We start from the raw sequence: 12,283 nt of genomic DNA on the forward strand, positions 1-12,283 counted from the left end.
CCACAAAAGTGTATAAAATTCTTTGATTCGCGCATGAGCCACACCGGTTCTGGGCTAGGGTCTACGTCATTCCGCGATGAAGGCGGTAGACCACGAACCGGAAGGCTCACTCATGTTCAAACGCACATTTTCCCGTGCCGTGACCGCCACTGTTGCGGCGGCAACCCTGGCTTTGGCCGGCTGCTCCAACGATTCCAGCGGCTCCAGCGATAATGCTGGTGGCAAGGACGGCTCCTACACCATTGGCATCAACCAACTGGTCCAGCACCCCGCTCTCGACGCTGCAACCGCAGGCTTCAAAGAAGCCTTCGAAGATGCCGGCATCGAGGTCACGTGGGATGAGCAAAACGCTAACGGCGAGCAGTCCACCGCACTGACTATCTCCCAACAGTTTGCTAACTCCAACCTGGACGCTGTCCTGGCAGTGGCAACCCCAGCTGCGCAGGCAGTTGTGCAGAACATCGCGGACGCACCGGTACTGTTCACCGCTGTGACTGACCCGGTGGAAGCGCAGCTCGTGGACTCCATGGACGCACCGGGCAGCAACGTCACCGGCACGTCGGACGAGACGCCGCTGGATGAACAGTTCAACCTCATCTCCCAGCTGGTGCCGGAGACCCAGAAGGTCGGCATCGTGTACTCCTCAGGTGAGGTCAACTCTGAAATCCAGGTGAAGGCCGCTCAGGAAGAGGCTAAGAAGCGCGGTTGGGAGATTGTCACCCAGACCGTGACTTCCGTCAACGAGATCCCGCAGGCTGTTGAAGCGATCGGCGATGTGGATGCGTTCTACGTGCCCACGGACAACATGGTTGTCTCCGGCATCTCCTCCCTCGTCCAGGCTGCTGAAGCAAAGCAGATCCCGGTGATCGGCGCTGAGGCCGGCACCGTAGAAGGCGGCGCAGTGGCCACCATCGGCATTGACTACAAGGAGCTGGGCAAGCAGACCGGCGAGATGGCCATCCGCATCCTGCGTGACGGCGAAGACCCGGCCAAGATGCCTGTTGAGAAGGCTGTGAAGTACAGCTACGTCATTAACGAGGACGCTGCAAAGGCCCAGGGTGTCACCATTCCGCAGGAGATTAAGGACCAGGCTGAGACTGTATGATCGGCGCACTTGAACTAGGCATCCTTTATGGGGTTATGGCACTTGGTGTCTACCTCACCTTCAGGGTCCTCAATTTCGCCGACCTGACCGTCGACGGAAGTTTCACTACCGGTGGCGGTACAGCCGCAGTGCTCATCGTTGCTGGCTGGAATCCATTTGCAGCCACGGCGATGGGTTTTGTCGTTGGTTTCGCTGCCGGCATCATCACCGGTTTGCTGCACACCAAGGGCGGTATCGACGGCCTGCTGGCCGGTATCCTCACTCAAATCGGCCTGTGGTCCATCAACCTGCGCATCATGGGTGGGGCGAACCTGCCACTGCTGCGCCAAGACACGGTGTTCACTACCCTGCGTGACGCCAAGATCATGGGCACATGGGGTGGTGTTGGGCTGCTGGCCGCCATCGTCGTCGTCCTGGCTTTGATTGTGTACTGGTTCCTCAAAACGGACCTCGGTCTGGCCATCCGCGCAACAGGCGACAATGACCCGATGATCACATCCTTCGGTGTGAACACCGACAACACGAAGATTCTGGCGTTGGCTCTGTCCAACGGCCTCGTTGGTACTGCCGGCGCTCTCGTAGCGCAGTACCAGGGCTTCGCCGATATCTCCATGGGTATCGGCCTCATCGTCGTGGGTCTTGCGTCTGTCATCGTTGGCCAGGCCGTCATCGGCCAGTCCCGCCTGCTGCAGGCCATTCTCGCCGTCGTGGTTGGCGCGGTGCTCTACCGCCTCATCATCTTCGCGGCGCTCCAGGTCGGCCTGAACCCGAATGACATGAAGCTCGTCTCCGCCGTCCTCGTTGTGCTGGCACTGCTGCTGCCCAAGCTTCAGGCGATGGGTAAGGGTGTGGGTAAGGCGGGGAAGAAGACGTCGATAAGCGAAAAGAAGGCTACTCATGCTTGAGATTAATCACATACACAAGACCTTCTTCCCGGGAACCGTCAATGAGCGCGTGGCGCTGGACGGGGTGGACCTGACACTCGCTGAGGGCGATTTCGTGTCCATCATCGGCTCCAACGGTGCGGGTAAGTCGACGCTGCTCAACCTCGTGTCGGGCCGCCTGCGCCCGGACAGCGGCACGGTGCGCGTGGACAGCAAGGATGTCACGCGCATGAAGGAGCACCAGCGCGCTGCATCGATCGCGCGTGTGTTCCAGGACCCGCTCGCCGGCACTGCGCCGAACCTGACTATCGAGGAGAACCTGTCGCTCGCGTATCTACGGGGCAAAGGTCGCGGCCTGGGCCCTGCACTCACGGAGAAGCGCCGCACCTTCTTCAAAGAGCAGCTGGCCACACTCGAACTCGGCCTGGAGGATCGCCTCACGCACAAAGTTGGGCTTCTCTCCGGCGGTCAGCGCCAGGCACTGTCGCTGCTCATGGCCGGGTTCACTCAACCCAAAGTCATGCTTCTCGACGAGCACACCGCCGCCCTCGACCCCGGCCGCGCCGCCCTGGTGACCGAGCTGACCCAGCGCCTCGTCGAAGACGGTGGCCTGACCACCCTCATGGTCACCCACAACATGGAGCAGGCGCTCCGCGTGGGAAACCGGCTGGTCATGATGCACGAAGGGCGAATCGTCTACGAGGCCGATGAGGCCCTGAAGAAGACGCTCACGGTGCGCGACTTGCTGCAGGAGTTTGCCAACATCAAGGGCGCAACGCTGTCGGACAAGGCGTTCCTGGGCTAACTCCTCTCCATCGGGCTGCGCGCGCTGAGCGGCCCGATGGGCAATCGCAATTATTTTGTGATTCCGCCCACACAGCCCGTTTTTTAGTTTTAGGGTTGAACGCATGTGGAACCCATTTGCAAAGCCCTTTCATGAAGACCTCAGTGAGGTCCCGTATGTCAAGCCCGCTGACTTTGTGGCGGATGCGAAGCAGCGCCCAGCTGCATTCATCACCGGTGGCGCCTCCGGCATTGGTAAGGCAACGGCGCAGCGCCTGCTCAACCTTGGGTGGACCGTTGGCTCCTACGACGTGCAGGACACCACGTGGGGCACGGATGATATTCCGGAAGGCCAGCTCATCTCCGGCCACCTCGATGTAGCGGACCGCGCTAACTGGGATAAGGCACTGGCAGAATTCACCGCACAGACCGGTGGCCGCCTGGACTTCCTGTTCAACAACGCCGGCATCATCATCGATGGCCTGCTAGTTGATCAGCCAGAGGACAAGATCCGTAAGATCCTGGACATTAACTGCCTTGGCGTCACCTTCGGCGCACAGGCGGCATACCCCTACCTGAAGGCGACGAAGGGCGCGGTGTTGATCTCCATGTCCTCGGCATCTGCCATCTTTGGCCAGCCTGAAATTTCTACCTACTCCGCCACGAAGTTCTACGTCAACGGCATCACCGAGGCTCTGTCCGTGGAATGGGGCAAGGACGATATCCGCGTCCACGACATGATGCCACTGTGGGCCGCCACCCAAGTGGCTAATGTGAATGCGCAGTCCGTGAAGAACATGGGTGTCAACCTCACCCCCGGCGACATCGCAGATGAGACCATCAAGGTGCTCTACTCCAAGCAGCCGTGGATCAAGTACGTCCAGCACCACGCGGTGAGCCTGCCAGATCGCCTGCTGAAGTGGATGCGCAAGCCGTTCCCGGATCCTTTGGCGCATGTAGCTGTGCGCATCGCGTCCGTCTGGTAGATAGCGCGCAGGACGCCACGCTTATCTGCTGATGCGCGTATCTGCTGATGCGCGACAAGTTCACGCAATATTGTGGTGGATATCGGCAGCGCCCTGTGCGATCTCAAGGCTGCGAACTTTGATCTGCCACCCCAGAATGTGTCACCGCCAGGCGACGGTGCCGAACTCGGAACTGCCGTCCGCGTCCTAAAATGGTCCACATGACCGTCACCAGCAAAGACCAAGTCCAGGAGACCCGGTGGGTCGCCGACCGTGGTGAACGCCCACTCGTGCGCGGCTGGGCGCACCTTTTCGCGGCGCAGGTAGCGACGATCGCGGCGACTGTCCTGATCACTTTCTCCTGGATGACGCGCCCATGGTGGGAAGCGCTAGGCGTAACCATCTACGGGCTCGGTTTGACTGCCCTGTTCACGGTGTCGGCAACCTACCACCGTTTCCCCTGGCGTACGCAGCGTGGTGTCGAATCCTGGCGGCGTGCGGATCACGCCATGATCGCCGTTTTCATCGCCTCCACGTACACCCCGCTGTGCCTCATCGCGCTGCCCCCGAAGATGGCAGCTATCACGCTTACCGTGGCGTGGGGTGGTGCGCTGGCCAACATGGCGTTGAAGCTGTTCTGGATCAACCACCCACGGTGGCTTTCCCCCGTCATCTACGTCGGGTTGGGGTGGATTGTTATTCCGCTCATTCCCACGCTCTTGCGCTCCGGCAACGCGGCGGTGCTGTGGCTTCTGTTCGCGGGCGGTGTGCTGTACACCCTCGGCGCCGCTATTTACGGCTTCAAATGGCCAGGCCGTCAAGCGCGCTATTACGGCTACCACGAGCACTTCCACACGCTGACCATCGTCGCCGCCGTGATCCACTGTGTGGCGATCTGGCTGCTGGTCGCCTAAACACCCATCATCAGCGCACAAGAAAACCGTGGCTCCGATGAACGAAAACCACGGCTTACTTCCAGCTCCAGCTAAGCGCTCCAGTGATTAGCTGCGGGAAAACACCGACTCCAGTGGCTCTTCACCTTCGCGGATCTCACGTTCGTATTCTTTGCGCTGACGCTCGTTCTCGTTCGGGTCCTGGATGTGCAGGGCCTTGCGGCGAGCGTCGTAGATCACGATGGACGCCCCTACCGCCACCAGTCCCGCGACAACGAGGACGGTGAAGGCGAGCCAGAACGTGCCGTCGTAAATGCCATCGACAGAGCGAACGAACAGGTTGCGTGCATGGCTCATCGGGTGCAGTGGGTTCAGGGCTGCGAGCGGTCCCGGCAGGGTGGACAGCGGCCACACGGCACCGGCCACAAACAGACCCATGGCAAAGAATCCGACGTTGAACAGAGCACCGATGACGCGTCCGAAGAGGATGCGGAAGAACTGGAAGATGGATGTGCCTGCCGCATCGATGATCAGCAGTGCGAGGATGGCCACGATCCAACTACTCGGGCGCCAACCCAGGGAGGCAGACACGAAGGCGAGCAGCGCAGTCAGACCCACGTTGATACCGAACATGCGGACCCACGCGCTCATCACCGGGCCAACCGGGCCAGACGCCTTGTGGCGGCGTCCAATCGCGTGCGGCAATAGAATCGAGACAACCGCCATGAGCAGGAAGTTGATCACAATAAGGCCGAGGATGGAGAAACCGCTGGACGGCTTCTTCACGGTCGGGTCAGCCGGGTCAACAACAACCTGCGTCGGGTGAAGGTTTGCTTCCTGGAACAGGATCGGCACAGCGATCTGTTCGGAGGAGGCATCAAGGGACTTCACTGCGGGTGCTTGCTTCGCACCGTCGCCCAGTTTGGTGGACAGTTCCTCCGAACCGTCCTTCAGACGGCCGATGCCGTCACCGAGCTGCGCACCACCATCGGCGAGCTGGCCGGTGCCGTCGACGAGGCGCCCCGTGCCGTCGTTAAGCTGATTCGCGCCATCCTTCAACGTGTCCGTACCTTCGGCGAGGCGACTAGCACCATCCACCAGACGGTTCAGACCATTGCGGTACGGCATGTTCGGGTCAGACAAGTTGGCATGAAGCTCACCGGTACCCGCGCTCAGGCGCCGGAGGTCATTCACCACGTTGGTATCACTACCAGGCATGATACGACCGAGGGAGCTTTCAATCTTGTCCGCCTGCTCATGCATGCCGACGGAGCGCAGCGTATCAATGACCGGGCGCAGCTGCCCAGCGGCCCCTTCTACTCCCTCCAGCACGGGGATGAGCATGCCGGTAAGCTTGTTCACGCCTTCGTCGATCTGACGAGCACCGTCTGCCAGGCGGTCAGTACCGTCACTGAGCTGGTTCAGACCGTCCTTGAGTTGGTATGCGCCATCATTGAGTTCACCGGTGCCGGAAACAAGGCGGGTGGTGCCGTCGTGGAGCTGATTCGCGCCGTCGTCAAGCTGATTGATGCCGTCGATCGCGCGGCCGGCGCCGTCTTTGAGCTGCCCCACGCCGGCATCAAGCTGCTTCGAACCGTCAGCTGCAGCGCGAATGCCGTCACCCAGCTGATTAATGCCGGACAGAACCTGCTCCGCGTAGGTCTTGGCCACCTGCGAAGCAACTTCAGTCTGAATCTTCGGAACAAGGCCCGAGGTCAGGACGGCACCGTTCGTGCCGTTGTAATCGTTGTAGTCAATGAGGATCTCTGCCTGCTTCGGCTCCGGATCGATCACGGTCACAACGTTTTCAGAGAAATCCTCCGGAATCGTCACCGTGAACAGGTACTTGCCCTTCAGCAGGCCATCACGGGCCTCCTCCGCGGAGACCTGCGTGAAGTCAAGGTAGTCACGGGAGGTCAAGCCTTTTGCCACGTCGTCGCCGAATTTCTCCAGCCCGGCGCCCTCACCACGGTCCACCCCCTTGTCTTCATTGACCACGGCGAGGCGCGTCTGCGGCACGGACCCAGTCGGATCCCACATGGCCCACATGAACAAGCCCGAGAACAGCAAGGGGACTACGAGAGCCAGGATGATAAGTGTTCGCGCCGTCGTGGAGAAAGGCCGCCACATGAGGAGGCGTTCCAGGCGATTCATATCCCCAGCCTCAACAGTTGAATCCTGGGAAGCGTTGTCGCCCTCAGGGATGACTGCGGTGCTCAAACGATTACCTCTTTCCTGCCAACACCTTGCCATCATGTGCAACAGCACACTCACCACAAGGACGTGATCCAAATTACTTTGTAGAGGAATATAGTATGCGGACGCGAAGAATTACGAAGTATCGGATGAAAAATTTTCAGCTTCCATAGATTTTTTCGGTGGCTCACCCCTTAATTGGCCCTTCCCGCAGCTCACCGCCGTTTTAAACGGCTTCGAAGCTTATCGGCGCCCCCAACATCCACCAAGCCACCGCCCACCCCCACACCAAACCGGAAACAAATTACATTCAGACCAACGAGATTAGCTACCAAAGCAAGTTAAACGGGCACACCAACACGAGCAACGGGAAGGAACCTTAGCTGGGAATACGCGTCGCACACACCCGTTCAACTCGTCTTTTTAGCGACTTATCTGGCACGTCCCCTCCCCTGATTCTGCGCATCCAAAGTCGGCGGTAGTCTTGGCGGAAACGACTCGTAATGATTAATATGTGCGAAATAAGAATCAAACACTAAAGGAATAAAAAGGGGGGAATGATGAGCAAATATCGCAGAGGCGAACACGCACTCGCAATTTATTTGTCCTCAATCACCGGCTTCGTAGACACGATCGGCTTCTTGTACCTGGGCGGATACTTTCTGTCATTCATGTCGGGCAACACCACGCGCCTGACCGCGGCAGTCAACGCAGGCAAATGGGATGTGGTGTCCATCGCCGGCAGCGTCATGATCACATTCCTCGTAGGTGTGGCCGTCGGCGCTTTGATTAGTCAGCTTGGCCACCGGCACCTACCCCCCACCAGAACGCGGGAAGCCGTGCTGCTGTTCATCTGCGCAATGTCTGGTGTTTCCTCACTATTCCTGGCACTTGGGCACGAGCGACTATCGGTTTACTTCCTCGCTTTCACCGTTGGCGCAATGAACTCCACCTTTGAACGTGATGGTGAAGTCACCATTTCCCTCACTTATACGACTGGCACCCTGGTGAAGATGTCTCAACGCTTCGTTGGTGCGTTCTTCGGCGGGCCTCACAGCGCCTGGCTGATCAATTTTGCGCTCTGGTTCTCCCTCGCATGTGGCGCACTGCTTGGCGGTCGCTGCTACGTGGTGTTTGGCTTGAAGTCCGTGTGGGTTGTCACCGGCTTGCTTTGCGCCGGAACCGCTGTGGCGATATTCAACCGTCACCGCAGACGTGTTCGCGGGTTGCCCGTCTAATTACTTCCCCAGTTCCTTGCGGCGTTTGTGCTCAATGCGCAAGCGCTCAGCGCGAGACAATCCTTCGTCCTCGATGATCTTGTCGAGGACTTCGTCTTCTTCACCACTAATCCCGTAGAACTCGTACAGCCCCCACGTTGCCAAGCCGGCAATGGGAAATACCACCCAGAAATAATCCCAATCGAACGCGAAAAGCCCTACAAAAAACACCGCTATCGTGACCGACCAAATAAGGCCGAGCGCACGATCCAGCTTCCTTTTTCGCTCCAGCATGTCATCGAGTTCGCCTGTGCTGATCTGAGCCTTCTGGCCATCTTCCGCATCCGGCAAATCCCCAAACAGTTTTGCTACATCCGCGCGGGTCCGTGCGACTGCTGCTCGTGCTGTGCGCTCCTCAAATTCCTCAACGTTCAAGTAGCCGTTGGCAAAATGCTGCCCGAGTTGGTCAAGCGCGGCCGTCCGTTCGGAGTCGCCTACACGGACCTCGGACGGATCGAATTGTGATGTCATATCGCTCAAACCTTCCTCTACACGGTTCGCTACAGAACGGATAGGTCTGCAATCGTACCTGCCCCGCTCCCTTTCTACTGTGCCAAAAGTACAGTGGACGGCATGAAAGACCTGACCATCGCTCCCGGCCCGGGGATCCCCGACGGTGTCATCATCGCCGCCGCCGACCTGACGGAACGCTTCTCCAGGTCATCGGGTCCGGGCGGCCAGGGTGTGAACACGACGGACAGTAAAGTTCAGCTCTCCCTCGACATCGCAACGTGCGCATCGCTTTCCGACGCACACCGTCGCCGCGTCCTCCACAACCTCCGCCGCCGCCTCAACGGCACTGTACTCACCGTCTCCGTGTCCACACAGCGGTCCCAAGCCCGCAACCGCGCGGAGGCTCGTGACCGCATGGCTGCCCTGCTGAGAGGAGCGCTCGCCCCGCCTCCTCCCCCGCGACGCAAAACGAAACCGACGCAGGGCGCGATGAGGCGCCGTCGTGAAGCGAAAAAGAGGCGCTCAGAACTCAAATCCTTGAGGCGACGCCCCGACCTTCCTTAATGCCCCACGAGCACGACCCGCTACAGTGTCGCTGTCACAACAATCAATAGGCATGGAGGCCACGGTTGCGTCATTTCAGTCCACTCTTCACCATGAGGCCTGCACAACGCGACCACATTCCGGCTTTCCGAACCGCACTCGGCGTGGCCATACCGATGTTCACGCTGTTAGCGCTCGGTCGACTCGATCTTGCAATTTACGCAAACTTCGGCGCCTTCACCGGCGTGTACGGTCGCCACACCACGCGCAAGACCCGTCTGAAGCACCACATCCTCTCTGGCGTAGCGCTCACCCTCATGGTTACTCTCGGCGCGACCATCGCATGGTTCGGTGTCAGCCCGTGGATCCTGATGATCGTAACGGCTTTTGCATCGTCGATTTGGGCGACGATTGCACTAGCTACAGATATGAAGCCAACAGGGTCCGTGTTTATCATCTTCTCCATCGCTGCTGTCGGTTCCTTGAGCAACCCCGTTCATCCCCTGCTCGCCTGCGCCATCGCGGGTGGCGCGGCTCTGGTGAGTCTCCTACTAGGGCAAGTTTCCCACCTCATCGGTGAAGGTCCCGGCGGAGATGCGAAAGAAGATGAGGTCCCCACCCGCGCCCCTGACGCCGGCCGAGTACCACGCCAGCGCCTTGTGCTGGAAGCCAACCGGTTTTTCTTCGCCCCGCTGCTCGCCGGCACCTTGGGGCTGATTTCCGTGGCGCTCATCGATTCCCTCTCCCACTCCTACTGGGCCATGGTCGCCGCCGCCGCTCCCCTGGTGAACTCCCGGTTCAAGATGCAGTACTTCCGCGCCATCGAACGCGTCCTAGGCACCCTGACAGGCATCGCCATCACCGGCTTCCTGTTGTCACACTCGCTGCAGGGCTGGCAGATCGTCGTGTGGATAGTCATCCTTCAGTACCTGACCGAGATGTACGTGACCCGCAACTACACCATCGCTGCCAGCTTCATCACCCCGACCGCACTGCTGATGGTGCAAGTTGTGGACGCCGCTCCCGTCGTCCCAATGCTGCTCGCCCGCACCGCCGAAACCATGCTTGGCGCGGTGGCTGCCCTGACGATCATCGCTGTGGGGTACGTGCGTGCCAACCCTATCGCCATATCGCCTCGGCGTGACAAGTAACCGAACTAAGCACCCACGAAGCACCGAAGCTCGTTAAAAAGCGCAGGCTCCAAAGACGAATCTCATCATGGCTTGGATTGAACTACCACAGCTATGCCGAGGCAGCTTGGACCGGCTGAATCTGCTCAATCTCGGCGAGGATTTTGTCCTCGGCCACATCCAAGTCGTACTGGGTTTGTAACCCGAGCCAGAATTGCGGGCTCATCCCAAAATATTTCTCTAAACGGAGTGCAGTGTCGGCGGTAACAGCCCGCTTCCCGTGAATAATCTCGTTGATCCGGCGCGGTGGAACGCCGATGGAAACAGCGAGTTTGTGCTGGATAACCCCCATCTCCTTGAGGAAGTCCCCCATGAGAATTTCACCAGGGTGCACTGGTGGAAGCTTGTCAGTGATAGTCAACGATCTCGACCTCCTCTGGACCAGCTGCCGTCCACCGAAGACGCTCAGTGCGCTTACTAGCGAACGACTGGATCATACTCACGCTACCCCCATAACGCGACGCATCAATAACGCTAAACGTTAAATTTGAACTCCACGGTATGTAGTTGCAAAGTTGCTTTCTCGAGAACCTCGCCGCCCACGTCGCTCCCGCGTTGGGTGGCAGCCGAACCACAAAGGATCAGTCATCTGCTATCCCATCGACTAATTCTTGCAGGTCGCAGGACCTTCGCGTAACTGTCAGTTCAGCACATTTTGAATAGTTCAGCACACGATGTATTATTCAGCACATGCTGACCATTGCTTCACGCCTCGACGTCATGAACCGGCTCGGCCGGGCCATGGCGGATCCGACGCGCTCCAGAATCCTGATGACACTACTCGACGGCCCGAGCTACCCGGCCGTGCTTTCGCGCGACCTGGACCTGACCCGCTCGAACGTCTCGAACCACCTGACCTGCCTGCGCGACTGCGGCATCGTCGTCGCCGAGCCGGAGGGCCGCAAGACACGCTACGAAATCGCCGATCCGCACCTCGCGGCAGCGCTCAACGCGCTGGTAAACGCGACGTTGGCTGTCGACGAAAACGCCCCGTGCATCGACCCTGAATGCTCGGTGCCCGGCTGCGGCGAGAAGGGAGCGGACGCATGAGCTCGGCGTGTGGATGCGCACACGAACCCGCCACAGAGATCGAAGAACTCGATCGGCCATGGTGGAAGGACCCCGAGTTGCTACTGCCGATCTTCTCCGGCGTAGCCCTCGGCATAGGCCTGGCGCTGGACTGGTCCGGGGTAGAGACACCCGCGACAGTACTGTTCTGGGTCGGCCTGCTGCTAGGGGCGTATACGTTCGCGCCCGACGCGATCCGAAACCTTGTCACGAAGCGCAAGCTCGGCATTGGTTTGCTGATGACGATCAGCGCGGTCGGCGCGGTAATCCTCGGTTACGTCGGAGAGGCCGCGGCGCTAGCGTTCCTGTACTCGATCGCCGAGGCGCTGGAAGACAAGGCAATGGACCGGGCACAGGGCGGCCTGCGGGCACTGTTGAAGTTGGTACCGCAGACCGCGACGGTGCTGCGCGACGGTACGACGGTCGAGGTCGCAGCGAAGGACCTCGTGGCTGGCGAGCTGATGCTTGTTCGCCCCGGGGAACGAATCGCCACAGACGGCATCATTCGGTCTGGGCGCTCCAGCCTTGACACCTCAGCGATCACCGGAGAATCCATTCCGGAAGAGGTTGCACCCGGCGACGAGGTGCCCGCGGGAGCAATCAACTCCGCCGGCGTGCTGGAGGTCGAGACGACCGCAGCTGGAACGGACAACTCGCTGACCACACTCGTGGACCTGGTCGAGCAGGCGCAGGCGGAAAAGGGCGACCGCGCCCGGATCGCCGACCGGATTGCCCAACCCCTAGTGCCCGGGGTGATGATCCTGGCGATGCTGGTCGGCGTGATTGGCTCGCTGCTCGGCGACCCTGAGACGTGGATTACCCGGGCATTGGTAGTCCTGGTCGCAGCATCGCCGTGCGCGCTGGCAATCTCCGTGCCGCTGACGGTCGTAGCCGCGATCGGCGCGGCCAGCCAGTTCGGCGTGGTC

General features: G+C 59.9%; 13 protein-coding genes. 10 read left to right on the forward strand and 3 right to left on the reverse strand.

The genetic code is table 11. The annotated features are described in order from the left end of the window. The first annotated feature begins 112 nt into the window (after positions 1 to 112). The 5 genes from F4V54_RS05880 (at position 113) to trhA (ending at position 4,651) form a co-directional block, all read left to right on the forward strand. Positions 113 to 1,105 carry an ABC transporter substrate-binding protein gene (locus F4V54_RS05880; RefSeq protein ID WP_150386553.1) on the forward strand — a complete coding sequence of 331 codons (993 nt, stop codon included), beginning with the start codon at positions 113 to 115 and terminating at the stop codon, positions 1,103 to 1,105. Beyond that, positions 1,102 to 2,010, forward strand: coding sequence for an ABC transporter permease (locus F4V54_RS05885; RefSeq protein WP_150386554.1), 909 nt, complete (start codon positions 1,102 to 1,104; stop codon positions 2,008 to 2,010). The genes F4V54_RS05880 and F4V54_RS05885 overlap by 4 nt, the downstream gene beginning before the upstream one ends. Beyond that, on the forward strand, positions 2,003 to 2,794 hold the full coding sequence (locus F4V54_RS05890; protein ID WP_150386555.1) for an ABC transporter ATP-binding protein: 792 nt from the start codon (positions 2,003 to 2,005) through the stop codon (positions 2,792 to 2,794). The genes F4V54_RS05885 and F4V54_RS05890 overlap by 8 nt, the downstream gene beginning before the upstream one ends. A gap of 103 nt (positions 2,795 to 2,897) precedes the next feature. Next, positions 2,898 to 3,758 (forward strand): SDR family oxidoreductase, encoded by an 861-nt coding sequence (locus F4V54_RS05895; protein WP_150386556.1) that lies wholly within the window; start codon positions 2,898 to 2,900, stop codon positions 3,756 to 3,758. Between the two features lie 200 nt (positions 3,759 to 3,958). Then, positions 3,959 to 4,651 (forward strand): PAQR family membrane homeostasis protein TrhA, encoded by a 693-nt coding sequence (gene trhA, locus F4V54_RS05900; protein ID WP_052092548.1) that lies wholly within the window; start codon positions 3,959 to 3,961, stop codon positions 4,649 to 4,651. 87 nt (positions 4,652 to 4,738) lie between these two features. Here trhA and F4V54_RS05905 read toward each other — a convergent pair whose 3' ends face one another. Next, on the reverse strand, positions 4,739 to 6,850 hold the full coding sequence (locus tag F4V54_RS05905) for a YhgE/Pip domain-containing protein (RefSeq protein WP_249041241.1): 2,112 nt from the start codon (positions 6,848 to 6,850) through the stop codon (positions 4,739 to 4,741). A gap of 536 nt (positions 6,851 to 7,386) precedes the next feature. Between F4V54_RS05905 and F4V54_RS05910 the strand changes: the two genes are divergently transcribed. Beyond that, positions 7,387 to 8,064, forward strand: a complete 678-nt coding sequence (locus F4V54_RS05910; protein WP_102723213.1) for a YoaK family protein — start codon at positions 7,387 to 7,389, stop codon at positions 8,062 to 8,064. Here the strand turns inward: F4V54_RS05910 and F4V54_RS05915 are convergent, their stop codons facing one another. Further along, positions 8,065 to 8,574: a DUF1707 SHOCT-like domain-containing protein gene (locus F4V54_RS05915; protein ID WP_150386557.1), complete on the reverse strand. Its 510-nt coding sequence runs from the start codon at positions 8,572 to 8,574 to the stop codon at positions 8,065 to 8,067. It abuts the gene before it with no gap. Positions 8,575 to 8,676: 102 nt separating this feature from the next. On the opposite strand from F4V54_RS05915, the gene arfB reads away from it, so the two are divergent. Next, on the forward strand, positions 8,677 to 9,120 hold the full coding sequence (gene arfB, locus F4V54_RS05920; RefSeq protein WP_034662568.1) for an alternative ribosome rescue aminoacyl-tRNA hydrolase ArfB: 444 nt from the start codon (positions 8,677 to 8,679) through the stop codon (positions 9,118 to 9,120). Positions 9,121 to 9,212: 92 nt separating this feature from the next. Next, the gene (locus F4V54_RS05925) at positions 9,213 to 10,250 is read left to right on the forward strand and encodes an FUSC family protein (RefSeq protein ID WP_052092549.1); all 1,038 of its coding nucleotides are present in this window, start codon (positions 9,213 to 9,215) and stop codon (positions 10,248 to 10,250) included. A gap of 91 nt (positions 10,251 to 10,341) precedes the next feature. Here F4V54_RS05925 and F4V54_RS05930 read toward each other — a convergent pair whose 3' ends face one another. Next, positions 10,342 to 10,602: a HigA family addiction module antitoxin gene (locus F4V54_RS05930; RefSeq protein WP_034662570.1), complete on the reverse strand. Its 261-nt coding sequence runs from the start codon at positions 10,600 to 10,602 to the stop codon at positions 10,342 to 10,344. A 377-nt stretch (positions 10,603 to 10,979) separates the two neighbouring features. Here F4V54_RS05930 and cmtR point away from each other — a divergent pair, with 377 nt between their 5' ends. Further along, complete coding sequence (cmtR, locus tag F4V54_RS05935) at positions 10,980 to 11,339, forward strand: Cd(II)/Pb(II)-sensing metalloregulatory transcriptional regulator CmtR (RefSeq protein ID WP_034662574.1); 360 nt, start codon at positions 10,980 to 10,982, stop codon at positions 11,337 to 11,339. Next, on the forward strand, positions 11,336 to 12,283 hold a 948-nt coding region (locus F4V54_RS05940; protein ID WP_150386558.1), incomplete at its 3' end, for an HAD-IC family P-type ATPase. The genes cmtR and F4V54_RS05940, both read left to right, overlap by 4 nt.

The sequence above is a fragment of the Corynebacterium tuscaniense genome (genome assembly GCF_008693065.1).
In the GTDB taxonomy this organism is placed as follows: Bacteria; Actinomycetota; Actinomycetes; order Mycobacteriales; family Mycobacteriaceae; genus Corynebacterium; species Corynebacterium tuscaniense.

What these genes read in the sequence shown, in the direction of transcription:
- F4V54_RS05910 (WP_102723213.1), top strand. Translation starts at nt 7,387, where the DNA reads ATGAGCAAATATCGCAGAGGCGAACACGCACTCGCAATTTATTTGTCC.
- F4V54_RS05925 (WP_052092549.1), top strand. Translation starts at nt 9,213, where the DNA reads ATGAGGCCTGCACAACGCGACCACATTCCGGCTTTCCGAACCGCACTC.
- F4V54_RS05880 (WP_150386553.1), top strand. Translation starts at nt 113, where the DNA reads ATGTTCAAACGCACATTTTCCCGTGCCGTGACCGCCACTGTTGCGGCG.
- F4V54_RS05915 (WP_150386557.1), bottom strand. Translation starts at nt 8,574, where the DNA reads ATGACATCACAATTCGATCCGTCCGAGGTCCGTGTAGGCGACTCCGAA.
- trhA (WP_052092548.1), top strand. Translation starts at nt 3,959, where the DNA reads ATGACCGTCACCAGCAAAGACCAAGTCCAGGAGACCCGGTGGGTCGCC.
- F4V54_RS05885 (WP_150386554.1), top strand. Translation starts at nt 1,102, where the DNA reads ATGATCGGCGCACTTGAACTAGGCATCCTTTATGGGGTTATGGCACTT.
- F4V54_RS05890 (WP_150386555.1), top strand. Translation starts at nt 2,003, where the DNA reads ATGCTTGAGATTAATCACATACACAAGACCTTCTTCCCGGGAACCGTC.
- F4V54_RS05930 (WP_034662570.1), bottom strand. Translation starts at nt 10,602, where the DNA reads ATGGGGGACTTCCTCAAGGAGATGGGGGTTATCCAGCACAAACTCGCT.
- cmtR (WP_034662574.1), top strand. Translation starts at nt 10,980, where the DNA reads ATGCTGACCATTGCTTCACGCCTCGACGTCATGAACCGGCTCGGCCGG.
- arfB (WP_034662568.1), top strand. Translation starts at nt 8,677, where the DNA reads ATGAAAGACCTGACCATCGCTCCCGGCCCGGGGATCCCCGACGGTGTC.
- F4V54_RS05895 (WP_150386556.1), top strand. Translation starts at nt 2,898, where the DNA reads ATGTGGAACCCATTTGCAAAGCCCTTTCATGAAGACCTCAGTGAGGTC.